Consider the following 26396-nt stretch of genomic DNA (forward strand, 5'->3'; position numbering starts at 1 on the left):
GGCGATGAATAGTGTAAAGCTCTGGAAACGGGATTGGCCACTGCATCTGATGATTTTTCCGGGCGCCCTCGTTGTGCTGATCTACAGCTACGGCCCGTTGTTTGGTCTAACGATTGCCTTTAAGAAGTTTATGCCCTCCAAAGGCATTATCGGCTCGCCCTGGAACGGCCTGCATAATATTCAATTCATGCTGTCGCTTCCGGATTTGCGGCAGGTGATCGAAAATACGTTTGTCATTGCGATAATGAAGATTGTGGCCGGACTCCTCGTGCCGATCGTCGTCGCTCTGCTGCTCAACGAGGTTAGCAAGACGGCGTTCAAACGGGCGGCGCAGACGCTCATTTATTTACCGCATTTTCTGTCCTGGGTCATTCTCGGCGGCATTATGATCGACATCCTCTCGCCTTCGGACGGCATTGTCAACAAGATTCTGAAAGTGTTCGAGATCAAGCCGATTTATTTCCTGGGAGACGGACATTGGTTCCGGTTCGTTCTGGTCGTTTCCGACGTGTGGAAGGAGTTCGGCTTCAGTACCATTGTCTATTTAGCGGCGCTGACAAGCATCAATCCAGTGCTCTATGAAGCAGCCGTCATCGACGGAGCCAACCGCTGGCGACAAACCCTCCATATCACGCTGCCCGGAATGCTGCCGATTATCGTGCTGCTCGCCACGCTCAGTCTCGGCAACGTACTGAATGCGGGCTTCGATCAAATCTTTAATCTCTATAATCCAATGGTCTATCACAGCGGGGACATTATCGATACGTATGTTTATCGGCTTGGCATTCAGCAGGCCCAGTACGGGATTGCGACGGCGGTCGGCTTATTCAAATCGCTTGTTTCTCTGGTCATGATCTCCTTATCCTACTTCTTGGCCTATCGTTTGGCTAACTATCGCATTTTCTGACCCGGGAGGTGTAGCTGTGGATAAAATGACTCCGGGGTACCGGTTTTTCTCCATTCTTAATTATGGTTTGCTGCTGCTGATATCGATCGGATGCGTTCTTCCGTTATTGCATATTTTTGCGTTGTCCTTCAGTTCGGCATCGGCGGTGACGTCCGGGGAAGTGACGTTCTGGCCGGTGAAATGGACTGCGGCCGCTTATCGGAATATCATCGACAGGCCCGAGTATTTGACAGCCTTCTGGGTGTCCGTCAAGCGGGTAGCGCTCGGCGTCGGTCTGAACATGGCGCTTACCGTGCTCATCGCCTATCCTTTGTCCAAAGAACCGCGGCAATTCCGGGGGAGAACGCTGTATGCCTGGTATTTCGTGTTTACGATGCTGTTCAGCGGCGGCCTGATTCCGTGGTACATGGTCATCAAGGAAACCGGCTTGATGGATTCGTTGTGGGCGTTAGTTATCCCTTCGGCAGTGCCGATCTTTAATGTGCTGGTGCTGCTCAATTTTTTTCGCGGGTTGCCGAAGGAGTTGGAGGAGTCGGCCAAAATCGACGGCGGCGGGCATTTCATTGTCTTGTTCCGCATTTTCCTGCCGCTTTCGCTGCCGGCGCTGGCGACGATTACGCTGTTCGCGGTCGTTAACCATTGGAACAGCTGGTTTGACGGATTGATCCTGATGAATCGGGTGGAGCATTATCCGCTGCAGAGCTTCCTGCAGACGGTCATTATCAAGCAGGACCCGACCTATTTGACCGCCAAGGAATTGGAGCTACAGGCGCTGATGAATGATCGGACGAGCAGGGCGGCGCAAGTGTTCGTGGCCGCGCTTCCCGTGCTGCTCGTCTATCCGTTTCTGCAACGTTTTTTCATCAAAGGCATCGTGCTTGGCAGCGTGAAAGAATAATTCGACGGTAATCTGATCCGGTAAAGCCGGCTTCAAGGAGGCCATTGAGGCAATGAGTGACAACCGACCGACGCTTCAAACGGAGCACGCGCAGGGGAAGGTGCAATATATTTTGCGGCCGCTTCTGCCGATCCTGCTCGACGACGCGTTATGGAAGCCCTTTATGGCATATGCGAAAGAGATTCGCGCCGATGCGGTCATGGCGATGAATCTGCATCTGGAGGCGAATCATCCCGATTTGCGGACGCTGCAGGAACGTCTGCCACTTCTGGCCGAACGGTTCCGGGAGGTGCGCGCCGCCGGGATGAGCCCCATGATTAACTATTACGTGACGCTCGGCCATAGCGGCATGCCGCCGGATCGGCATGCGGAAGCTTTCACTTCCCTTGTCGACGGACATGGCAATGCGATACCGGGGTGTCCTTGTCCGCTGTGCCCTGAGTTTCGTGATTATATTTCGCAGGCCTACGCTTTGTTCGCCTCGCTGGACATCGACGCGATGTGGATCGACGACGACTTTCGGCTGCACGGCCGCAGGGGCTCGGATACGTTCCAATGCTTTTGCGATTTGCATCTCGCTGCCTTTGCCCGGAAGCGCGAGCAGGCGGTTCCCTATGACCGAGAACTGCTAATCGGTACGCTGCTGAAACCGCCGGGGTTATGCACGGAGGAGGAACTGCGGCTGCGGCTCGATTGGCGAACTTTTCAGGAGGAGGTGCTGACAGATACTTTGCGTTTGCTTCGGGATGCCTGCGTGTCGGCAAATCCGGGCATTGCCATGGGCATCATGACGAACTCGCTCGAATCCGTGCTGCTGAACGGGCGGCACCTGGACGCCGAGATCGCGGCGCTGCGAACACCGGCTCAAGCGGAGCCATGGGTCAGAATCGGCGGCGCGGCCTACACGGATGAGAATTTGCCCGGGATGCTCGACCGCTGCCAGACGTTCGACGATCTTCGTTCGACGCTGCGCGAGCCCAGCGCTATCGGTACGGAAATCGAGCTGTTTCCCTGGACGGTCGGCGGCAAATCGGCGCGCGGCCTGGCATTGGAGATGTACCAGCTGACGCTTGCCGTCAGTCCGCTGCTCACGCTAAGCATCAACGACGGATTTCTCGGTATGGACGATCTATCGGGAAACTACAGAAAAACGCTTGGCCCGCTAAAAACCTATTTGCAGGCGGTATCCGACGCTCAGCAAGGCAAGCGGCGCAGGGGCGCTTCGCTGCCCATTCCCACGTTGCCGGCCGTAACGGCGCGGATGGATTTGCAGAAGGGCGTGTCGGTGCGGTGGAATCAGGCATTGGCCCGTATAGGCATTCCCGTTGCGGCTTCTGACAGAGCGGTTACGCTGATCACTTTGCAGGAGGCGACGGCCTATTCGCAGGAAGAACTGAACGAGTGGCTGACCGGCGGCGCGATTGTGACATCGGAAGCCTATTATTACCTTCGGGAGCGCGGCATGCTGCTGGACTGCCCGATCGAAGTCAAGCGGGGGGATATGACGCACACGATGTGTTTCGAACGGGTGACGACACCTAGCGCGCCTTCCTGGCTGCGGGACAAAGACACGATCTCGTGGGTGTACATGCCGATGCATACAGAGTTCGTCATTACGGCGAAAGACGGCGCCGAGGCGTGGACGGTCATTCGCGACAATCTGGGCAACGTGCAAAGCCACGGCGTCACCGTCGTCCGCACGCCACAACACAACATTGCCGTGGTGCCGCATACCGGCGATTTTCTCCAGGAAACCGGACGCCAGTGGCTGTATCAGCAATTGATGAACGAGCTGACCGGCGGCGACTGTCCGGCCATGGTCGAGTTTGGCGTGAACATCTGCCCGGTATGGTGGGAAGGCGGCAATGAAGCTATGCTCGGCATCGCCAATTTCAGCCTCGAATGCTATCCTTCGCTCGATTTATGGATACCGACCAGCCGCAAGCTTGCCGGGGTACAGCGGCTCGGGCGGGATGGTACATGGGAGCCTGCCAACTGCACTTGCGATCGCCATCCGAATGGCGGAATCCGCATGAGCCTAAGGGGGCCAAGCGTGCCGGAAGGCGCGTCGTTCGAAACTTTTCTGCTTCTGTTCGCCGATTGTTCGAACGTGTCGTGATGTCCGTTACGATCCATAACGAAAGTTCCTGTTTTGCATCAAAATCATTCAGTTGAGGGAGATGGAAGCATGAGCAACGGAAGAGGAATGAATGCAATGTTAAAAATGCTTGTCGCAATCCTGCTGTTGACTGCCGCGATTGAGCTGCCATTTGGCATGCCAAGCGTTCAGGCAGCGGGCACGACTTACTATGTCAGTTCGTCCGCAGGCAATGACGGCAACAACGGAACGTTGACGTCAACGCCGTGGAAATCCCTCGTCAAACTGTCGAGCGTGACCTTCAAACCCGGAGATGTGATCAAGCTGCTGGGCGGCGATACGTGGGATAATGGCGAGACGCTGTCGCTGCACGGCAACGGAACGGCAGCGAACCCGATCACGCTGACCGCCTACGGGACCGGGCGTCCCAAGCTTGTGAACGCGGGAACCGTCATTTACATGGAGGATCTTAGCGGCTGGAACGTAAACGGGCTGGAGATTTTCAACAAATTGACGGACAGCCTATCCTGCTACCAGACGGGTCCGTGTGTTCGCAAAGCCGCGATCGACATCAGCTTTTTCGGCACCGGTATCAGCCATGATATTACGATCGACAACAATCTGGTATACGGACTGGGGAACGGCTACAACACGACGGGCATATTCGTCACCACCGCATTCTGGTCCAATTACAAGAAGGAAGTCGCTTACAATTTGAACATCACCAACAATGTCGTCCACGACTTCGGCTGGTACGGAATCGGCTCCGGCGGTTGGAATGAAGCGGCTTCAAGCCAGATTTTCACATCCGCCCTGTTCCGCAATGTGAAGATGAATCACAACACCGTGTATAACGTCTCCAGTCTGGGCGTTGCCATAGCCAATGCCAACAACAGCGAAATGAAATGGAATACCGTACACGATATCGGCTTCTACAGCGGAACGGACCCCATCGGCACGGCGGCGGTAATGCCGATAATTTCTTCCCACATCGACGTCATGTTCAACGAGGTGTACAACGTATCCGACAACGGCTCCGGGAACGACGCCTATGCGATTGATATTGACTGGACAAGCGAGTTTGTAAACGTTCAGTACAATCGTGTGTACGACACTTTGGGCGGCGGAATCGAGACGATGGCCAACACCCATTCCACCATTGCCAATAACCGCATGTCGGGCGGACAAGGGAAAACGGCCGTGGGCAACGGCGCCATCGGCATTACCGATTTTACGGGGGATTTGGCCGATTACAGCGGCACCAAGAATCTCACCGTCCGCAACAATCTGATCGTCGTCGATCAGCCGAACACTGCCGGCATCAGCGCCAAATACGTGAGCGGCGGCACGTGGACGGGCAATCAATTCACGAACAACAAAATCATCCTGACCACCGGCGTGAGCGGAACGGAAGTGTATAACTACGGTGCGAACGCCAGCGTGGCGGTCAGCGATTACAACAAGATTTACAGCTCCGGCGGTTCCGCATTTTCCGCCCATTACAACGGAACGAATTACACGGGATTGTCCGGTTGGCGTTCCGGGACAGGCTACGATGCCAACAGCTCAACTCTGCCTTTGGATACAACGGCGCCCACGAATCCATCCGGCGCGACGGCAAGCTGGAATAGCGGAAATTCGACCATGAGCGTAACCTGGACTGCGGCCACCGATGCGGGAAGCGGCATTTCGCACTACAATATTTATCGTTCCACCGCGTCTTCCTTCACTCCCGGCTATACCAATATGGTCGGCCAATCAACGACGACTTCCTTCGCGGATACGCAAGAGTTGCAGTCTTCGACGGTTTACTATTATAAGATCCAAGCCGAAGACAACAACGGTAACGTAAGCGCCGGGACGGCAACCGCGAATGCCACGAGCGGAACGGTGGCGGCTCCGCCGCTCGCCCGGTTTCAGGCATCCATAGATTTCAGCGCAATTCGGCAAGGTCCGATATGGAATTACGATTCCTTCGACGGCAACAACTATACGAATATTGCGTCGTTCGATTACAGTTACGGGGCATGGCGGGACGGAGCTACGTATTTGAATGTCAGCCCGAATTCCCAGCACCCGGAAAGCGCCAAGGAGAGCGTAAGGGCGTGGGTCGCTCCGTATACGGGGACGATTACGGTTACCGCCCAAGGGAACATTTCTTTATGGTCATCCGGGGGAGACGGCGTAAATGTCAGGCTGCTGAAAAACGGAACGCAGCTGTGGCCGGCCAGCGGGTACCAGCTTGTGACCTACGGCGCGCCTGTGAGCTTCCCGACCACATCCGTTTCCGTTGCGAAGGGGGATACGCTTTATTTTGCCGTGAATCGGAACGTTACCGCTACGAGCGATTCGACGACATGGGATCCCGTGATTACCTATACGGCCATTACGGAACCGACTTCGACGAGCACTTATCAGGCGTCCACCGGGTTCAGCACGACCACGCAAGGTCCGGTGTGGTATTACCAGAAATGGAACGGCATCTCCTTCACGAACATTGCCGCATACGATGCCTCCTGGAGCTCGTGGAGAGACGGGGCTACGTATCTGATGGTCGGAATCAATTATCAGCATCCCGAGAGCACGGCTTCCAGCGCCCGTACATGGGTCGCTCCGGCGAAAGGCACAGTGGCAGTCTCGGCCAACGGCAATTTGTCTCTGTGGTCCCCCGGCGGCGACGGCGTATTGGTGAAAATCATGAAAAACGGCATCAAAGTATGGCCCAGAGGGAGTCAGCCTGCCGATAAGTGGCAGTATGTATCCTACTCGAGTCCGTATACCTTCCCGACGCAACTGATCAACGTTACGGAAGGCGATCAGCTGGAATTTACGGTAAATATGAACGGGACGATCACGTCGGACGCGACGACATGGGACCCGATTGTTCAGTATCAATAAATGCGCATCCGTATAAGGCGAGGTGATTCAGGAAAGCAACTCATTCAGTCCTGTCAACAGCACCATGCGACAATTCAAGGGTAATTATGCTGCGCATCGATCCTGATCTTTTCTTGGACGGCACTCCGATCAATCCGCAAAAGTTTCCCAGTATCTTGTAATTGCACATGTACGACAAAAAGCTGCAGACGCTTCTGGAGGAGCGGGCTGCAGCTTTGTCATTTGCAACGTCTTTTTCATTCATCCCATTTGACACTATGAATGTGTACGGTCAATGCTTCCGAGATTTTATCCATATCGCCTTCCATTAAAACATTCAGCAATACTTCGTGCTCCAGATACACATCGTTTAAATTTTCGTAGGCAAGGGCTTGCGAGAGAAAATGAAGACGAATGCGGTTGTAGATGGATTTCCAAGTGCTGATGATGTTAATCATATCGGACAAACTTACGAGGTACTCATGAAAGGCCAAATCGCAATCCGCTATTTTGTAAATGTCGCGTTTCTGGGCAGCGTCGCGCATCTCGGCTAAGATCTCTTTAAGTTTGGCGTGGTGTGAGCCCGTCATGTTCGGTAAAGCTTTGCGAATCGCAAATTGCTCAAGCGTGAATCGGATCGGTATGAGCACTTCAGTAACTTCTTCCCGCGTAATTTCTGCAACAGTCGTTTCCTTGTAGGGCTGAGAAACTAATAAACCTTCCTGTTCCAGCATTCGCAGCGCTTCGCGAATAGGCCCTCTGCTGACCCCCATCTGCTTGGACATCTCAATCTCACGAAGTCGAATGCCGGGTTTTAGCTGACCATTAAAAATCGCTTTACGAATATCGTCTGTAATTTTATGACGGAGTGAAGTGACCTTCTGCTCCTCGAAACGAAAATTTTCCATTGCGGCGGTAAACTCCTTCCACATCGTTACTTCGAACTATAACGTATCATGTGTACTTTGTAAAATATATTATAGTAAGATTGTAGACAATCTTACAATGAAGAATTATACTGAATTTGCTCTCGTATTAAATATCATCGACACAACAAAGGAGCAAAGGAAAATGAACGATCAATTAGAAAGCCAGAAGGTTCGAAAGATCAGCTTTGAAGGCGACGCCCTTCGGATGTCGATGGATTGGACAGTTGAGGATTTAAATAAGGTGCAGGTGTTGGTGGAAAGCACCCATGGCGCAAGTCATCCCAGTTCTTATCACTTGAACGCATTGGTATCCGAGATTGAGAAAGGCGTCTTCCAAACCGGGGGAAAGCCTGCGATCTATACGACGACGGACATATGCGACGGTGTTGCGCAAGCGCATAATGGCATGAATTATTCGCTGCCATCCAGAGACATGATCGCATCCATGGTAGAAATACATGCGATGGCTACGCCATTTGATGCTATGGTGCTGTCGTCCGCAGGCGACAAGGCGGTGCCGGCCCACTTGATGGCGATTGCCAGATTAGATATCCCGGCCATTCATGTTCCGGGAGGGGCGATGGGCGCAGGGCCTTGCATGAGATCGAATGAAGAGCTATGGCATATGAGCGTGGAAGTGGATCAAGGCAAAATGTCGAAAGAGGAGTTTCTAGCTTTCCAGCGGGCATGCTGTCCCACTTGCGGCGCCTGTCAGTATATGGGTACGGCGGCGACGATGCAGGTTATGGCGGAAGCGCTTGGCTTGGCGCTGCCCTGGTCGGCGTTGATCCCGGCTACCAACGCGGAGATTGGACGCGCGGCGCGCGCGGCAGGCCAGCAAATTATGCGGCTCGTTCAAGCGGACATCCGGCCGTCGAACATTCTGACAATGGAAGCTTTCGAAAATGCGATCATGGTGCACTCGGCAATCGGCGGATCGTTGAATGCCGTTATGCATCTGATTGCCATTGCGCGGGAAGCGGGCATTGAGTTGAGTGCGCATAGAATCGACGAGATTCATCGGAGCATTCCGGTGCTGGTCGATACGAAGACGGCAGGTCATTATCCGACCGAGCTATTCTGGTATGCCGGCGGTGTGCCGCAAGTGATGCTAGAGCTTGAACATATGCTGCACCTGGACGTACTTACGGTAACAGGCAAAACTTTAAGTGAAAATCTGCAAGAATATCGCGCGAATGAAATGCCGCGCTTCGCGGAGATGTTCCTGGCTAATTACAAGCTGAATCGCCGTAATGTCATTTATCCGATTGCCAAGCCGTTGAAGCCTCACGGTTCGCTTGCGGTGCTGGTCGGCAACTTGGCTCCGAAAGGAGCAACGATCAAAATTTCCGCCGTATCGCCAGACATGCAGGTTCATCAGGGACCTGCCAAAGTGTTCGACACCGAACGCGCTGCCGTGGACGCTTTTGTGAATAAACAAATTGTGCCGGGCGATGTCGTCATTATCCGGTATCAAGGGCCGCAAGCGACGGGGATGCCGGAAATGTTCTTCATGTCGGAGCTGATTGCGTCGGATCCCGTGTTATCGAATACGACTTCCCTTGTCACCGATGGCCGATTCTCAGGCGCTACGCGCGGGCCGTGCGTAGGTTATTTAGGTCCGGAAGCGATCTCTGGCGGGCCTATTGCTGTGGTGCAAAATGAAGACATTGTCCTTATTGATATTCCGAACCGTACGATTGATATTGTGGGGACGGAAGGTGTGGTGCGCGACTCGCAAGAGATTGAGGAAATGATCAACAAGAGAATGGAAAGCTGGACCGCGCCTGTCATGAAGCATAAAGGGGTACTGGGGCAATACACCCGGGCGGCAAGACCGGCGCTGGAAGGCGGCTCTTGCTCGCGAAATTAGGATAAGGGGGCAACAACCTCGTGAACAAAAAAATGAACATTATTGTCGGAGCGTTGATGCAGGAAAGCAATACGTTCAGTTCCGCTTTGAGCGATATTGCGGGGTTTTATAACTATTTCTACCGCGAGGGAAATGAAATGCTTGCAGACGATAATCCGGCCAACGAACTGAGCGGAGTTCTTCGTGCGGCAAACGAGGCAGATGTGAATGTGCTTCCGACAGTGGCTGCTCAAGCTTGCTCGGCCGGGCCGATTAAGCGGGAGGCGCTCGATCGGTTGAAGCAAACTTTGCTGGACCGGATCGAAGCATACTCTGAATATGACGGCGTACTGCTCTCCTTGCACGGCTCTTGGGTGGCTGAAGATAACGATGACGCGGATGGAGAAATTTTGTCAGCTGTCCGGGAGAAGGTTGGGACAAACGTTCCGATTGTGATTACGCTCGACTCGCATGCCAATCTGACCCGGACGATCGCCGAACAGGCGGACGCTGTCGTGGGATATCGGACATTCCCGCACATTGACTATGCCGAGACGGGGTATCGGGCGGCGCAATTGCTGATCTCCATCGTTCGCAATGGGTTGAAGCCGCATATGAAAGTTGTCAAAGTGCCGATGATTGTACCTGCGGAAGCGCATGTTACCTATGAAAATCCGATGCGCGATCTGTGGCAGGAAGCGATGAAGGGCGAAAACAACGGCGATTCGTTAGCTACCTCGCTCTTCATTGTACAGCCGTGGCTGGATGTAGCCGAATTGGGCTGTGCCGTCGTTGTCGTTGGCCGGGACGCTGAGCGAGCGGAACGGGAAGCGCAACGTTTGTCTGAGCTGCTGTGGAATCGGCGCAAGCAATTCGACATTGAATTGAGCAGTGTGGAGGAAATCAGCAAGCTGCTTGATGCAGCAGACAAGCTTGCCGGTCCAATCATTGTATCGGATTCGGCGGATAGTCCTGGGGCAGGCTCCCCGGGAGACAGCAATGCGGTGCTGCGGCAGTTGTTGGAACTCGGCGTCGGCGAGCGATTTACATGCCTGTTGTCGATGGTTGACGCGCCAGCAGTACGGCAAGCCGTGACCTATGATGTCGGAAGTACGGTAAAGCTGACCGTGGGTCATTCCGTCAGTACGGATTTCGGCAAACCGATGGAAATCGAAGGCGTCATCGCATATACGTCATTAAGCGGAACCTTTGCTTTCGGCGGAGGGACGGTAGCCAATATGATCGCGAACATGGGACAATGCGCGGTTGTCAGAATAGGACGCATCTATGTGTTGTTAATGGAACATCCGACCTTCACCGGAGATCCTGCGATGTATCGGTCTGTCGGGCTGGAGCCTCTGGATGCGGATTTGGTTCTGGTCAAATCTGCTGCGCAATTTCGCGCCGAGTACGAGCAGATCCGTCATAGCGGCATTTATATTTTGGATACACCTGGAGCAAGTACGGCTAATCTGTCAAGCTTGCTATATACAAAAGCTCCGCGCCCGTTGTATCCCTTTGCAGATAACTTTTAATGAGGGTAGACGGTTTCTGTGCGACTTCGCCCCGGGAGAGAGACTGTGTTTCCTTAAAGGGTGAGAACATGCAGTAGCGGAAGTTGCAAGGAGTAAACGTTGGGAGGATCAGCGGCATGAAATTACGGAACAAAGTGGCCTTGGTGACGGGCGGAGCGACCGGAATCGGCAAAGCGGTCTGTCTTGCCTATGCTGCGGAAGGCGCCAAGGTTGTCATCAATTATTGGAATACGCCGGAGGAGGCGGAGCAGGTCAGGGCGGCCATAGTCGCATCCGGAGGCGAAGCGATCGTCCAGCAGGCGGACGTATCCAATGCGGCCGAGGTTGAGCGGATGATTCAGGCGGTCGGAGAAATCTGGGGCGGCGTCGATATTGTCGTCAACAATGCCGGCATTTACCCGAACAAAACATGGTACGAAATTACCGAGGAAGAATGGGATCGGGTCATGAACGTCAACCTGAAATCATGCTTTCTGATTTCCAAGGCTGTTTTTCCACATATGAAGGAGCGGAATTACGGCAAAATCATTAACGTCTCCTCGATCACTTTCCTGAAAGGACAGAAGGGTTTCGTACACTACGTCGCCTCCAAGGGCGGCATCGTCGGGTTTACGCGCGCCATGGCAAGAGAAGTCGGAGAACACGGCATTACGGTCAATGCCATATCGCCCGGAGCGGTTATGACGGACCAGGAGTTGCTTACTTACAGCGAGGAGCATCTAGAGGAAGCGGCCGCTTACTTGGCGAAGGAGCAATGCTTTGCCCGACGCCAACTTCCGTCGGATATGATCGGCGGCTTCGTGTTTCTCGCTTCGCCCGACAGCGACTTTATTACAGGCCAACTGCTGAATATCGACGGCGGCTGGGTGATGCACTAACCCGAGTTTGAAGTGTATAACAATTGAGCAAAACCCGCTTGATCGATGTGCGGTCTGCGGATTTGACGCGCGAATGTTATTCAAGCATCTCAGGCGGCACAGGCAGGCTTCGCACAATTTCATTCATGCTGAATGAGGCGCACGGAACTGTCTTGGAGTGGATCGTTTCTTCTCCGGCGTAAACCTCGACCAGATCGTAGCGGTCTCCGTCCAGTACGTATTGCTCCAAAGTGAAGTTAGTAAGGTCTACGATCCAGTATTCAGGAACTTTGTAGTTGGCATATATGATACGTTTCTTCACTTTATCCCGTCTGCGTGAATGCTCGGATGTAATCTCCACAACAAGATCAGGAGCACCGTTTATGCCTCTATTACTAATGATTGATATTCTGCTGCGATGGATCATAACCAGATCGGGCTGTCGAACCTCTGTGTCGGACAAGATGACATCGATGGGCGATGAAATCATAATGTACTCGTTTCGACAGCTTGTATTGAGGATAAACAGCAGCTCCTGACTGAGCGATTGATGCGTAAATGTAGGAGAAGGGCTCATAAGCTCCAATACGCCGTCCGAGATCTCATAGCGATTGCCATCGTCGATCATATTGGCATAGATCTCGTAAGTAACGGGAGACTCCTTCATGACCTCGTCATAAGTTTTCTTTTTCATTCCGACGACCTCCGATTTTCAAAAAAATAGCACCTCGGCAAAGAAACACGTCTTGTGTTTAACTTTGTGAGGTGCTTCCCCGACTTTATTTACTTTATTATGCTCGAACGCCGTTGGTCTGTCAAACTTTGCGAGTAAGAGCAGATGGAAGTCTCAGACGGCGATTTTCGCGAGCAGAAGGGCATTGTGTTCTTCGTGTGATTTCGACATTTGATTGCCAACCCGGGTTCAGCCAAACTTGGCTGGTCTTTTTTACGGAGCTTCCGAGGCAGCGGACTTCACCTGTTTTTCGAAATTTTTAATGATTTGGAAGCCGTTATACTGACTCATGATTTCATTGTAATAGACAGGCCATTGCTTTCCTGATTGATCGGAGAACAGCATTTTGACTTGAAGCTCGTTTTGCCTCGCGCGGAAGGCTCCTACATCAATGCCGAGAGGCGGTGCCAAAGCTACGCCAAGCTTTGGTTTTACCGGGAGTTGGCCCAGGAATGCCTTGATATCTACGTCTCTCGCTGTCATTTTGGGATCAACTACCTGCATACCCAGGACGCTTGGGGTTTCCGGTGTGAAGAAGCTCCATAATTTCAATGAGTTGAAGGAATGGTTTGGATTGTCCGTCTCCTGCGGCAGTAACGTGATCGTATTTCCGCGACGCGAATAGTGCTCTCCCTCTATGCCGTAATGGGTAAGGAGAAATCCCTCTTCACTCGAGAGCCAATCCAGTATTTCCACAATTTTTTTTATTCTCTCGGGATGCTTGTCGGCAGTCATCTTGGCGAATACAAAAGGATATTCGGGCGATCCTCCAGCTCTTAACGGCTGATTGCCCAATGGGTTAAACGGTACCCAGTTGGCGTTCGGATCCTGCTTGCGACTGAGCGATTGTATGCTCGCCGGATTAGCATCCAGAGCGAAATCAACGGTTTGGCCAAGGACAACGCCCGCTTTTCCTTGTATCGCTTTGTCCACATGCTCCGTTCCGGAGTTGAAGAACCAGTCGGGATCAACCAACCCCTCATTAATGACCTTAAGAATATCGTCAACGACATGTTCGACTCGCAAATCCGATTCCATGTCGACCAGCTCGTTATTATTCATATAAGCCGGATATACGAGACCGTTCTTTGCATACTCGGGCCAGTCGGTAGACAGACTCGAATTGTTGCCCGATGTCGTGAATCCATAGGTATCCTTCTTGCCGTTTCCGTCCGGGTCATCGAATGTAAAGGCGCGTAATACCTGCATGTACTCGTTGTAATTGCGCGGAATTTCCAATCCCAGATGCTTGAGCCAGTCTTGACGGATATAGTAGCTTCGATAGGAATTTTTGTCATAAGGAATCGGAGCGCGATAGAAGCGATTATGAATCTGATATTGCTTCAATTCCTTCTCGGTTACCCAGTATTTGAAGTAATTCGGCATCGTTAGCTGGGATACATAAGACGACATATCCGCGAGCACGCCATCAAGAGAAAGCTTAGAGGCGCCGTCGTTGCTTCTGTCGATCCACATATCGGGCGGGTTGTTGGCGAACAGCAAAGACTCGATCTTGGCGTTATACTCATTTCCGGGCACCATCGCGGTAACATGGATTCGGACGTTAAATTTCTTCTCTATGATTTGGCGAATAAAATCGGTGTTTTCCTCAGGCAATATCGTATCCATGGGGGCATTGATGAACAGGTTCAAAGGCATGATTTGCTGATCTTCATTTGCAGGTGCGAGGAGAGGCGGTTTATTGTTTTGCGCCCAAATGATCCAACAGAGAACGAATAAACCGATCGCTAAGAAGACGATTAAAGGCAGAATAGAACGGTATCGTATCATCTATTTTCCCCTCCGAGCAGCTCATTGCTGATTACTTAATTAATATGTTAAATTATTTCCTATAGAAAATAAATGACTTCCGCATAATAAATTTTGCTCGCTGTCGGGCGGAATGAGGAGAGTTATGAAGACAAATTGGTTTAACAGACTGTTGCTCTCCTATTTGCCGGTTTTTTTTATCATTACGTTAAGTCTGCTGCTCATGACCTTCCTTACGTTAAGCGAAATGTCCAAGAAAGCTTCCGTAAGGGCGAATAATGCGCTGTCTCACAATATATCGAAGCTGATCGACAACAAGCTCGCGGACATAGACTCCTTATTGCTGTATGAAATACAGAACAATGAGAAGATCAAGCAGTTTTTCTCGGACAATCCCAAGGAAAACCGCCATTACACGGATATCCAAGCTTCTTCGGCATTAAAGGAGCTTCTCCAGAACAACCCGAACATTGACTCCATCTATTTGTACCGAACTCCGGACCGAACCATTCTTACTCCGTCCACGCTGACTGAATTGAACGATTTTATGGACAGCCAATTCGTTGGCATATCCTTGAACAGCCGCGTTCCGTATCATTGGACAGCCCGCACCTTAGCGCCGCAAATGACCGACGGACGCAACGCCCAAAGAGTAATTAGTTTGGCCAAAAATACGAATCTGAGCAATTTAAGCATCCTGATCGTTAATGTCCGCGTCGAATCTCTTCTTGGATGGATTGCCAGCATGACCGACAATAATTCGACCTTTGTCCATCTCAATGACGAACACGGCAATCTCATTGTCTCTACGGAGGCGGGACCGGACGGAAAGACTTCCGGCATGAGGGCCGGCTCGGTCCTTTCCTCATCCGTGTCGGAACAAACGGGCTGGATCATATCGAGCGGCACGCTTAACGGCGGGATACTGGAGTTTGTGTCCTCGTTATTTTACTTGTGGATGGCTATTGCTTCCGTGATCGTTATTGCCGGGTTGACTTGGATTATCTACGTGTCTCGACGCCAATACAGGCCGGTTGTTACTTTAATGAACATGATTTCAGGTGCGCGCAAAGCTTCTCCCGCTCATCTAAAGACGGAAAAGGTCGATGAATTCAAGTTTATCGAATCCTCGATCGAAGAGCTTCTGGATGAATCCAATATGCTTCAGGAGCAGCACAAAGAATTGTCCGTGTACCACAAAAGGCATTTGTTTCTTAGCTTGATGGAAGACGGGAATGCCACTGCGAACTTCGGCAAGTATCTGGAAGAAGAATTATCGCGGCTCGGAATCGATCAGCCCGTGAGCGGCTCGCTCGTTGCTATTGTCGAGATCGACCATTATGCGGAATTTGCGATCCAATACCGGAGCGATCAGCATTTGCTGAAATACATTCTCGGCGCTTCCGTGAAAGAATTAGTCGAGAACAAACCTTTTACCGTATGGACCGAATGGATTTCCAACTCCAAGATGGGAATTCTCTTTCTCTTCCATCAGCAGGAAAGCCAGCAGGAAGTACTGGAATGCTGCGAGAAGCTAAGGGATTGGGTAGCTAATAATTTAGACTTTACGGTGACGATCGGAATAGGCCCTCTGATTCATCAATTGGAGTTGACGGCGGAATCGTTCCGAGAAGCGGTTAATGCCGTGGGCTACAAATCTTCCTTGGGAATGAACCGGATCATTACTCCCGATCATGTGGTTTCCAAGCCGAAAGGCGAATTGTTCAAGCAACTGCAGGTTTTTCGGATCATTAGCCAATCGTTCAGACTCGGGGACGAGAAGTGGGAAGACTACTATCGGGAAATGTATCAGACGCTTGAGGATCAACTCTATACCCATGATGATCTATCCAGTCTCATGCAGGTTCTGATTGGATATTTGCAGAAGGAAATGGCGGAGCTTACCGAAGAGCCGAACAACGTGTGGATTCGGGACGTACAGCCTTCATTGTTGATGGCGCTGGAAGAAGAAACGCAAGATGAAATATATAACGCCTTTTATAATATTCTGAAGGCTGCCTTCGATAAGCTTAACAAGCTGCGCGAAAGTAAGTCGTCCCATCAACTCATGCATCAGGTCAAAATATATATCGCCGACAATTATAGCAACCCCGATCTATCACTTACCCATCTAAGCGACGAATTTGGATTAAACGCCAAATATTTAAGTCGCCTATTCCGGGAGGCATTCGGGATGAAGTTCGTTGAATATGTATCCGATGTGCGGATGGAGAAGTCGATTCAATTGCTGATCGAGACGGAAGAGACGATTCAAGACATAGGCCGAGCCGTTGGATATGATCAATCATTAACCTTCATTCGCGTGTTCAAGAAACATACCGGTGAAACCCCGGGCCAATATCGCAAGAAAAATAGTACGGAATGAAGCCCTGCATGGTGTTGCGGGCTTCTTTTTTTCACAAAATAAGCGGCGATGTGGAGAAATATCTATTGCTGACTTATCGTCTATCGCCTAAAAACCGCAGCATGTTCCTTTTCATCTATCCGCAGCAAATGGTCTATATACCGCGAAAGCGCCGGGGTGTTACTTTTATTTGCGAGGCGCCAGACGAAGGAATGGCCGCTTCGGAATGGGGTAAAAACAAAACAATCGGGAGGGTTCATCTATGAAAAACAAAGTTAAGATGTGGGGATTATCGTTGGTTTGTTTGCTTCTTGTATTTATGACAGCAGCTTGCGGCAGTGGCAATAACAATTCTCAGGCTTCCAATAGCCAAGAAACGGCTTCCGCGACAACAAGTTCGGCGGCAAGCCCCGAAGCGAGCGCCAGTGCCAGCGAGTCGAATGTCTATCCGGAAAACGGTCTTCCTAAAGACGAGAAAGTCACTTTGAAATTCGGTTACTGGGAAAACGGCAGCGGCAGGGAATGGATAGATTACGCGATCGAAACGTTCACGAAGAAGTTTCCGAACGTAAGCTTCGATACGACTTATTCTCCTAAAATCGATACGATTACCGGTACGAAAATAGCGGCTAAAAACGACGACGATATGTTCGATATTTTCTCGATTTTCCTTCCGGGCGGCGGCGGCGGAACGGCAATGGCGACCAGTCTGGTAGAGGCCGGAAAGCTGGAGCCGCAAGACGATCTCTGGGACCATAAAGCATTCGATAATGAAACGAAGACTTTGAAGGAAGTTCAATCGGGTATTTACGAAGGCAGAACCGTTCTCCTTAATAAAATGTATGCCATTCCTTACGGGCAGAGCATAACGGGGTTGTTCTACAATAAAGTTCTGTTCGAGAAAAACGGGTGGAACCAGAATCCGAAAACATGGAGCGAATTTACTGCGCTTATCGATACGATCAAAGCGTCGGGCATTATTCCGATCACATACCCTGGTAAATACCCGGGATACCTGGACTTTTCCATCGGAATACCGAAAATGTTTGAAATCGCCGAGATTAACGGAAATTTGGATAAATTCAATGATGACTATCGAAACTTCAAAGCGCCATTCTATGCATCAGCAGAAAGCTTGGACGTTTATAACAAGATTTACGAACTCGGTAAGAAAAAAGCATTCCCGGATGGCGTAGCAGCATTGACCCACACACAATCGCAAATGCAGCTGCTGCAAGGACAAGCGGCGCTGGCTTCGACAGGGGAATGGGTTCAGAACGAAATGAAAGATTCCATCCCTGATGGATTTAAATGGGGCTTTATGCTGGCTCCGATGGGGGATAATCCGGATGGCATCAAATATTATCAAAGCTATGCAGGCGGAGGCCATTACATCTGGGCAGCCAAACCGGAGTTGAACAAGAAGTGGGCGAAAGAGTTTTTGGCTTGGTTGTGGAATCTGGATGTGCAGCAGCGATATGCGGAGAAAGCGGGAGGACTTCCGGTTCGTAAGGACTTTATGGAGGATGCCGCTTTGGTCGATAAGCTGCAGGATGCTCCGAAAGCCGTTCTGGAATACATGAAGAACAACCCTGTCAAAGGCACTAGCGAGGCACGCAGTGTTTCGTTGACCGATCCGAATGCGGAAAAGGCGAGGAAGCTTGTAGAAGAATCGGTGAACGATATCGCTTCAGGAAAGCAAGATCCGCAGCCTAAGCTGAAAGAGGCAGAGGATCTGCTCGTCAAAGCAATTGCCGCTCAGAAATAAGAGAACGACATCAAGGCATTAGCTAAATAGGAAACTATCGCGGAGCGTTGAAGGAATCAGCGCTCCGTGAATAGTAAAAGGAGCGACATCATTATGAATGAACTGCCTAATTCTGTCGCGCACGCAACAGCACCCCCAAGCTCTAATTGGAAGCAGAAGGCCAAGTTCCAGAAGAGATTGTTTATTCTATTGGCAACTATTCCAGCTTTCGGAGGATATATTCTGTTTACGTTGTACCCGAATTTACTGTCGGTCTATTATTCTTTACTGAATTGGGATGGAATTAAAGATCCCGTGTACGTCGGAATGCAAAATTTCAAAGATATGCTTCAAGACGACTATGTGTGGCGGGCGCTGTGGCATAACGTTCTGCTTATGGTAACCGTTACACCGCTTGTTGTTTTCATTTCAATCATCCTTGCGTATTTGCTGGCGAACAAAGGATATCGATTCAATTCGGTGTTTAAAGTGCTGTTCTTTTTCCCCAATGTACTCTCTTTGGTTGCCGTTTCCTTGCTGTGGTCCTTCGTGTACGACGGATCCTTCGGCTTGCTGAATGCGGGGCTGCGATTGATCGGAGTGGACATTGGAAATTATTATTGGCTGGGCGAGAAGAAAGCCGCCTTGTGGGCGACGATTCCCCCTTCCGTCTGGGGAGCAGTAGGGTTCTATTTCGTTATTTTCCTGAACGCGATGAGTACGATTCCGAAATCGCTCTACGAAGCGGCGATTCTCGAAGGGGCAAGCCACCGGGTGCGGCTCTTTAAGATTACCATTCCGCTCATGACCCCGATTATTCGCGTTGCCGTTTTATTTTTAATGTTAGGCGTGTTTAAGGGGTTCGAGAACATCTTGATCTTAACGAACGGAGGGCCTTCAGGCTCTACGGATGTAATTGGCTTATATATGTTCAATATCGCGTTCGGTACGGGAATTCACAATTATGGTTACGCTTCGGCTATCGGAATGATGTTGTTCGTTATTCTGGTTGCAGCCAAGCTTGTCATCGATAAGTTCACGACAAATCGGGATTCCGAATACTAGGGAGGGACAGCAGTGAGAGAGAGAAGAACGATAGTCGATGCTTGGTGGTACATCATTCTCCTGATCTGGTCGGTGACGATCCTGTTCCCTATGATCTGGGTATTCTATGAATCGCTCAAGACAAATCAGGAATTTTTCCAAAGCGTATGGAATCTGCCCAGAGAAATGCAATGGAGCAACTATAAAGATGCTTGGAAGGAATACGGTATCGGGAGCGCCATGGTCAATACGGTTTACTACGTTGGCGCTAGCTTAGTGATCGGTACGTTCTTGACCGCCATTAACGCTTATGTGCTGACCCGTTTGGAGTTTAGAGGAAGAAAGCTGATGTGGGGCGTCATTATGCTGTCTCTGTTCCTTCCGGGTATCAATGCATTGATCCCGCAGTATATTTTGATGCGCGATTTGCATCTGACGAACAGTCTGACCGGAATCGTAATCCTGGACAGCTTTAGCGAGAGCGCTTTTTATTTAATGATGCTAAGCGGTTTTATGCAATCGCTGCCGAAGGAGCTCGAAGAGAGCGGTGCGATCGACGGGGCGTCCATCTTCCAAATTTTCTTCAAAATCATTATGCCGCTTTCGACCGCCGGGATCGTTACGGTAGCCATATTCAAGTGTCTCGGTCTGTACAACAATTTTCTCGGTCCGTTTATATATTTGGGCAGCCCTGAGAAGTATACGATCGGCGTTGCCATGTATCAGGCCAGTCAAATCATGCAGTATAAAGCGGACTGGGTCACCTTGTTCGCCGGCCTTATGATTACGATGATTCCGCTTGTTCTCATGTATATTTTCCTGCAGCGCAGAATTATGGAAGGCGCCACTTTGGGTGCCGTTAAGGGATAGATAAGGGGAAAAGATACTTACTAGAGGTGTCGTTATGGAAACAAATAAGCAATGGCACGCGAAGTGGATTTGGCTCCAGGAAGAAGATATTCCGAATGACGGTAAAAATTATCGGTTAGCGTATTTCCGCCGGGTATTCGAAGTCGGAGAGCAGCCTGGACACCGCCTTGTCGTTGACGTGTCCGCGGATAGCAGGTATCGGTTGTATTTAAATGGCGAGTCCGTTAGCGTTGGGCCATGTCGCGGGGATCTGCGGACTCACTATTATGAAACGATAGATTTATCGGGTTCGTTGAGACCCGGCAGGAACGTGCTTGCCGCGAAAGTGCTGCATTACGGAGCGGGTGCGCCCGCCCCTGCAGCAATTATAAGTTCCGGGTCCGGGGCTTTTATTCTGCAAGGACAACTGATGGCGGAAGACGGGACTGAACTGGAACGATTGTCTACGGATGATTCGTGGCAAGGTTTGCCGGATCGCTCATTAACGTTATTGCCCGAAGGGCCGGACACTCAGGTCGGCGGTTTGGAAATCGTTGACGGAACTGCGGTTCCGTTTGGCTGGGAAACGCTTAGCGATGAAGCTTCGCAATGGACGAAAGTCAAAGTGATCGGAGATGCCGTGGAACCGCGCTGCGGAGGACATTTGAAAGAACGGCAATTGTCGGAACGTCAAATCCCATTGCCGTATGAGCGTGATGGCAGTTTTACTAGAGTGGTACGTTACGAAGGTGTGCAGCAGGAAGCGGATTTGCAGGCTTTTGCGCGAGGAGAATCGCCTCTCCTATTGCCGGCGGGAGCGTCAGTCGTATTGGAATTGGATGCCGGAGAGATGATGACCGCCTATCTGCGGTTCGATATGGAGCAGGGAAACGGAAGCGAAATCGTCTTCCTTTGCGCGGAGTCGTATGAAACGCCGGATCGAGTTAAAGGGATTCGAGATGAACACGAAGGCAAAAGCCTTTACGGCAATCGTGAAGTGTACCGGGTTGCGGGGAACAATAGGCACGGGTCGGAAACCTACGAAACGTTCCTGTTCCGTACGTTCCGATTTGTCCGCCTTGAGATTAATGTCGGCGACGAATCGCTGGTGCTGCGCGGTGTCGGATTCCGCGAAACCGGTTACCCTCTAGAACAGAAGGCTTCGTTTTCTTGCTCCGATCCTTCCTACACGGCGCTCTGGGACATAAGCGTTCGGACGCTGCAGCGCTGCATGTATGAATCCTATGTGGATTGTCCGTATTATGAGCAGCTTCAATATTGTATGGATACGCGGCTTCAATGTCTGTTTACCTATGCGATAAGCGGAGATGACAGATTGGCGCGCAAAGCCATCTACGATTTTCACAGCTCCCTGCTTCCTAGCGGCATGATACTTAGCCGTTATCCAGCTATAGTCGGTCAAGTTATTCCCGGGTTCGCTTTGCATTGGATTATGATGGTGAGCGATCACTACGAGCACTATAGCGATTTGGCGCTTGTGCGCCGATATCGCCCCAGTATCGATGCCGTTCTGGATTGGTTCGACCGTCAGGTAGGGGATGATGGTCTAGTTGGGGCTATGCCCGACAGCTACTGGTCATTCGCCGATTGGGTGCAGGAATGGCACACGTCTTACGGTGTGCCCGTCTCGGGCCGAAGCGTACCGTTAACTTTGTATAATCTCATGTATGCGGACGCGCTGCAAAAGGCGGCTTTATTGAATGAACGAACGGGGCGCGGAGATACGGCTTCGGAGTACGGCACGCGAGCTCAAGCGATCATTAAGGCCGTGAATAATAGCTGTTGGTCTTCCGAACGGCAACTCTATCAGGATTCTCCGGGAGTAGAAGAATACAGCCAGCATGTGCAGATATGGGCTATTCTATCCGGCGCGGCGGAAGTGGAAACGGCGCAGCGGCTTGGAGTCGTTCTTATCGAAGACAAGTCTCTCATGCAAGTCTCTTACGCGATGGCGTTCTTTCTGTTTCGCGCCTTATCGGTCGGAGGGCAATATGAGAGCGCTTACCGCTTATGGGATCGGTGGCACGATCAGGTGAAGCTTCATCTGACTACGTGGGTTGAAGATGCGATTTCGCAGCGAAGCGATTGTCATGCCTGGGGAGCGGTGCCGCTTTACGAGTTCCCTCGTGAGGTGCTTGGTGTCCAACCATTGGAGCCCGGTTTTGTTAGCATTCGAATCGCTCCACAGCCAGGTCCTCTTACATGGGCTGAAGGCAGCGTTATCACACCGCATGGTGTTATTGAGATTAAATGGAGTCGCGATCCCAGTAACGAACGGTTTGAACTTCGGGCTGCAGGGCTGAGAGGGGTGAGGACAGAAGTGCAACTGCCGGATGGCTCGATTACCATTTGTGAAAACAAGAAGGAGGTGGTGGTTGTTTCGCAGCCTTGACATCGGTGTCGATTCTTTCTATTGAATGGAAACAAAATCGAGACATGGGAGGAGATCTTTTGATATGAAAAAGTTAAAAAACAGAGTAATCGTGGCATTGTTTACGGTTGTATTCGTTTTTTCTTCCACATCTACTACCGCATTTGCTGAACAGTTTTTGATCGGTGTATACGTACCGCCGCCAACAGGCCTCATTAATAGTACGCAGTATGATTATTTAAGTCAGGCAAAAGTGAATTGGATCTATTCAGGTTTGGGTTATTCTACGGCGGAAATGCAAACGATGTTAAGTCTGAGCGATGCAAGGAATATGAGGGTTGCAGCCGGAGATTCCGATTTTTTTGATCTTGGCAACGCTATGGATTCGCACATAGATACTCTAGCGAATAGATATAAGGGTTACGCGGCCACCGGCGGGTATGTTGGGCGGGATGAGCCGAATGCTTCCATGCTTCGAGGGTACGCGCACGCATATAACAGACTTTTAGCCGATGATCCGGATCGTTCGCCGTATATGAATTTGCTCCCGACTTATTCGAGTGACGATCAGCTTGGAATCGGACTTAATCAATCGGTTGCTCAGCAATATACGAGTGAAGGGTATTATGTTTCCAGTACAAATCCGCTAGGACAAACTTTTAAAACTACGGCGTCTACCACCTTTATAGATACGATAGAGTTGTATGTTGATTATAATACGTGGAGTTCCGAGGCGCTTACACTAACTTTGTGGGATTCCCCTTCCAAAACAAATCGATTGGCGTCTTCCCAATTGTTAGCTACGAATAATGGTTATTTTCCGAGATTTGAACTACACACCAGCGTATCATCCAATACGACGTATTACTGGGAATTAACCCATAACGGTGGCGGCAATAATTCCATTGGATGGGTACCGAGTTCATCGACCGATGTTTATGCGGATGGGACGGCATATCAGAATGGGAGTGCGATAACAAACAAAGATTTTTACTTCGTTGTATATAATGGCACTAAATATACGCCTGCGGCAGCCTTCCAAGCTTATGGAGGTCAGAATGTGACGCTTAATAGCAGTACTCCCAGAGGGCAAAGTTTTTACAACCCGTCTTGGAGCAGTTTTATTAGCAGTATAGACGTTAATTTGGATAGCGCCAGTTGGGCTGCAGGAGAAGTTCTTACGCTTAAACTATGGGATTCTCCAGCCAAGACGAGCCAGATTGCCAGCGGAAGTTTGTCAGCCACTAATAACGGAAATTTTCCGAAATTCACTCTTAATGCAAATGTAACGCCAAATACTAACTATTACTGGGAATTGACCCATAACGGGGGCGGCGACAATAATATAGCGGGATTGAATGCGTCTACGGGAGGAGATAAATATTCGGCGGGTTCAGCATATGCGGCTGGTGTACTGCAATCTTACGACTTTTATTTCGACGCTTATTCAACGGATGTAGCTTTAACCCATTCCTCGGAGTTCGGCCAGAAGGATACGACGCGAAGCGGTATCGTCGTAAAAGGCGGGGTTGGAAGCATTGCAGTGGGCCAGACGATTACGACGCCTTCAATTGTGACAAGAAGGCTTAATTATGTCGAATTGGCTTTGGATCAAACTCAATGGGGAGCGGGCGAAGAAGCAACATTGAAGGTGTATGATGGGATATCAAAAAATCAAATTTTAGGGCAGGCGACACTAACGCAAACGAATAACGGGAATTACCCTAGGTTCTATGTTAATGCCAAGCTGCAGCCTAATACCGCCTATTATCTCGAACTGACGCATAATGGAGGAGGGGACGGGACGATGCAGCTGTACGGGTCAACCTCGAACGCGTATTCGGGTGGGGCTGCGTATGCAAATGGCACGACGCAATCCTACGACTTATATTTCAGAAATGTGTTTACGCAAAAGTATCAGGATTATTTGGATGCTGTGATTAATGAAGTCGGAGAGTCTAATTTGAAGTATCTGAGCGTTGACAACTACACATTCCGAGCCGCGGCAGGCTCATTGTCGACGGATTATTTCCTGAACATGGAGTATATGAGAGATGCGGCGGTAAGTAAAAAAATTCCTATGCAATACTACTTGCAATCCGTGGGCATACCCGGATCTTTGCGACGCCCTACACCGGATGAAATAAGGTATAACGCGTATACCTCTCTGGCCTACGGCATGAAATCGCTGCAATATTATATATGGTCGTTTTCTCCGGGGCATACGGACCCCATTATTAAATCGGATGGTACAAAGTCAGACTTGTATACTCCTGTACAAACCCTGAATACGGAGTTGACGGCGTTAGGTCCGACATTGATGGGATTGACCTCATTCGGGGTGTATCACGTTGGGGATATGCCGATAGGAACATCAAGCATCCCTAATAATTTCTTCTGGATTCCGGCCGGTACAGGCAACAATATTATTATCTCCTACTTTATGGATAACGAAGGTAGGAAATATATTATGGCGGTCAATAAAGATTTAAGTACAACGAAAACTTTGACTTTCAATGTGAACCCGAAAGCGGATTCGGTATACGAGGTATCTAAATCTACCGGGCAGGAAGTAAGCACGAATTATAATTCCTCAACGGGTGTCATCTCAGCTTCGTTCCTTCCGGGTGAAGGAAAGCTTTATGCGCTTAATTACAGCTACGATTTTGCAGCTTCCGCCAAAGCATGGGAGTTTTCAACGTCCGGAGACGCTGAAGGATGGGTGGCTGAAAATAACATTAGCGGGGCACGCGTGAATTTCGGCAGCTATAACGGGACAGTTACCGGAACGGATCCATTTATAGCGTCGAGTAGTCCATTGAATGTTAATATCAGTAATAATAAAACCGTGAAAATCAAACTTAAGAACGGCACCAGCAGTACGATTGGACAGTTATTTTTTATAACGAATGCCGATACGACCTGGAATGATGCGAAACATATCAATTTTAGTATTATTCCGAACGATCGGAATGAAAGGGAATATGTTGTAGATATGTCTTCAGTGGCTGGCTGGACAGGCACCCTTAAGCAGTTGAGGTTCGATCCAGAGGATGGCGCCGGGTCAGGGTCGTTCAGTCTTGATTATATCCGGGTTACTAATACGCCAGCCAAAATATGGAGATTCTCTGTGGACAATGAGGGATGGATTCCTAACGATCAGATTTCTAACGTGACTATAGATGGGCGGTATAACGGAACCATTACCGGAACTGACCCCTATATTACGTGTGTTAACTACTTGGATCTGGATATCGGCAATAACAAAAAGATAAAGATCACACTAAAAAACAACACCAGCAGTACGATAGGACAAATATATTTTACAACCGATGCGGATACAGCCTGGAATGAAGATAAACATATCAATTTTACCTTAAACGCAAATGACCCTAATTATACGACTTATACCGTAGATATGTCGGCGGTAGCGGGATGGACAGGAAGGCTTAAGCAGTTGCGGATAGATCCGGAACAGGGTGCAGGGTCGGGCTCATTCAGCCTAGATACGATTATTATTCAGAATTAATAGAGGAGTTTACT

17 protein-coding genes are annotated in these 26396 nt (G+C 50.2%); 14 read left to right on the plus strand and 3 right to left on the minus strand.

The features are described from left to right. Window positions 1-4: 4 nt before the first annotated feature. From K7P76_RS07155 to K7P76_RS07170, 4 genes are all read left to right on the plus strand, one after another. Window positions 5-907, plus strand: coding sequence for an ABC transporter permease (locus tag K7P76_RS07155; protein WP_232184537.1), 903 nt, complete (start codon window positions 5-7; stop codon window positions 905-907). Window positions 908-932: 25 nt separating this feature from the next. Continuing rightward, the gene (locus K7P76_RS07160; protein ID WP_232184959.1) at window positions 933-1805 is read left to right on the plus strand and encodes a carbohydrate ABC transporter permease; all 873 of its coding nucleotides are present in this window, start codon (window positions 933-935) and stop codon (window positions 1803-1805) included. Between the two features lie 52 nt (window positions 1806-1857). After that, a complete protein-coding gene (locus tag K7P76_RS07165; protein WP_232184538.1) occupies window positions 1858-3924 on the plus strand; it encodes a hypothetical protein in 2067 nt (688 codons plus the stop codon). Between the two features lie 69 nt (window positions 3925-3993). Beyond that, window positions 3994-6801, plus strand: a complete 2808-nt coding sequence (locus K7P76_RS07170) for a hypothetical protein (RefSeq protein WP_232184539.1) — start codon at window positions 3994-3996, stop codon at window positions 6799-6801. Between the two features lie 236 nt (window positions 6802-7037). Here K7P76_RS07170 and K7P76_RS07175 read toward each other — a convergent pair whose 3' ends face one another. Then, on the minus strand, window positions 7038-7688 hold the full coding sequence (locus K7P76_RS07175; RefSeq protein ID WP_232184540.1) for a GntR family transcriptional regulator: 651 nt from the start codon (window positions 7686-7688) through the stop codon (window positions 7038-7040). A gap of 163 nt (window positions 7689-7851) precedes the next feature. Here K7P76_RS07175 and ilvD point away from each other — a divergent pair, with 163 nt between their 5' ends. The 3 genes from ilvD (at window position 7852) to K7P76_RS07190 (ending at window position 11974) form a co-directional block, all read left to right on the plus strand. Then, window positions 7852-9582: a dihydroxy-acid dehydratase gene (ilvD, locus tag K7P76_RS07180; RefSeq protein WP_232184541.1), complete on the plus strand. Its 1731-nt coding sequence runs from the start codon at window positions 7852-7854 to the stop codon at window positions 9580-9582. 20 nt (window positions 9583-9602) lie between these two features. Further along, window positions 9603-11096: a M81 family metallopeptidase gene (locus tag K7P76_RS07185; protein ID WP_232184542.1), complete on the plus strand. Its 1494-nt coding sequence runs from the start codon at window positions 9603-9605 to the stop codon at window positions 11094-11096. A gap of 116 nt (window positions 11097-11212) precedes the next feature. Then, entirely contained in the window at window positions 11213-11974 is a 762-nt protein-coding gene (locus K7P76_RS07190; RefSeq protein WP_232184543.1) for an SDR family NAD(P)-dependent oxidoreductase, read from the plus strand. Between the two features lie 76 nt (window positions 11975-12050). Here K7P76_RS07190 and K7P76_RS07195 read toward each other — a convergent pair whose 3' ends face one another. Together K7P76_RS07195 and K7P76_RS07200 are read right to left on the minus strand one after the other, a co-directional pair. After that, window positions 12051-12647, minus strand: a complete 597-nt coding sequence (locus K7P76_RS07195; RefSeq protein WP_232184544.1) for a Uma2 family endonuclease — start codon at window positions 12645-12647, stop codon at window positions 12051-12053. A 252-nt stretch (window positions 12648-12899) separates the two neighbouring features. Then, window positions 12900-14477, minus strand: coding sequence for a type 2 periplasmic-binding domain-containing protein (locus K7P76_RS07200; protein ID WP_232184545.1), 1578 nt, complete (start codon window positions 14475-14477; stop codon window positions 12900-12902). Between the two features lie 124 nt (window positions 14478-14601). Here K7P76_RS07200 and K7P76_RS07205 point away from each other — a divergent pair, with 124 nt between their 5' ends. The 7 genes from K7P76_RS07205 to K7P76_RS07235 all read left to right on the plus strand — a co-directional run bounded on the left by K7P76_RS07205 (window position 14602) and on the right by K7P76_RS07235 (window position 26382). Continuing rightward, the gene (locus tag K7P76_RS07205) at window positions 14602-16842 is read left to right on the plus strand and encodes a helix-turn-helix domain-containing protein (RefSeq protein WP_232184546.1); all 2241 of its coding nucleotides are present in this window, start codon (window positions 14602-14604) and stop codon (window positions 16840-16842) included. 65 nt (window positions 16843-16907) lie between these two features. Next, a complete protein-coding gene (locus tag K7P76_RS07210; RefSeq protein WP_232184547.1) occupies window positions 16908-17087 on the plus strand; it encodes a hypothetical protein in 180 nt (59 codons plus the stop codon). Continuing rightward, window positions 17084-18589 (plus strand): extracellular solute-binding protein, encoded by a 1506-nt coding sequence (locus K7P76_RS07215; RefSeq protein ID WP_232184548.1) that lies wholly within the window; start codon window positions 17084-17086, stop codon window positions 18587-18589. The genes K7P76_RS07210 and K7P76_RS07215 overlap by 4 nt, the downstream gene beginning before the upstream one ends. 93 nt (window positions 18590-18682) lie before the next feature. Then, the gene (locus K7P76_RS07220) at window positions 18683-19633 is read left to right on the plus strand and encodes a carbohydrate ABC transporter permease (RefSeq protein WP_232184549.1); all 951 of its coding nucleotides are present in this window, start codon (window positions 18683-18685) and stop codon (window positions 19631-19633) included. A gap of 12 nt (window positions 19634-19645) precedes the next feature. Beyond that, entirely contained in the window at window positions 19646-20482 is an 837-nt protein-coding gene (locus tag K7P76_RS07225) for a carbohydrate ABC transporter permease (RefSeq protein ID WP_232184551.1), read from the plus strand. 34 nt (window positions 20483-20516) lie between these two features. Next, window positions 20517-22874 (plus strand): alpha-L-rhamnosidase-related protein, encoded by a 2358-nt coding sequence (locus K7P76_RS07230; protein WP_232184552.1) that lies wholly within the window; start codon window positions 20517-20519, stop codon window positions 22872-22874. Between the two features lie 64 nt (window positions 22875-22938). After that, window positions 22939-26382, plus strand: coding sequence for a hypothetical protein (locus K7P76_RS07235; protein WP_232184553.1), 3444 nt, complete (start codon window positions 22939-22941; stop codon window positions 26380-26382). Window positions 26383-26396: the final 14 nt, after the last annotated feature.

This window comes from Cohnella silvisoli, from assembly GCF_021190915.1.
GTDB lineage: Bacteria > Bacillota > Bacilli > Paenibacillales > Paenibacillaceae > Cohnella > Cohnella silvisoli.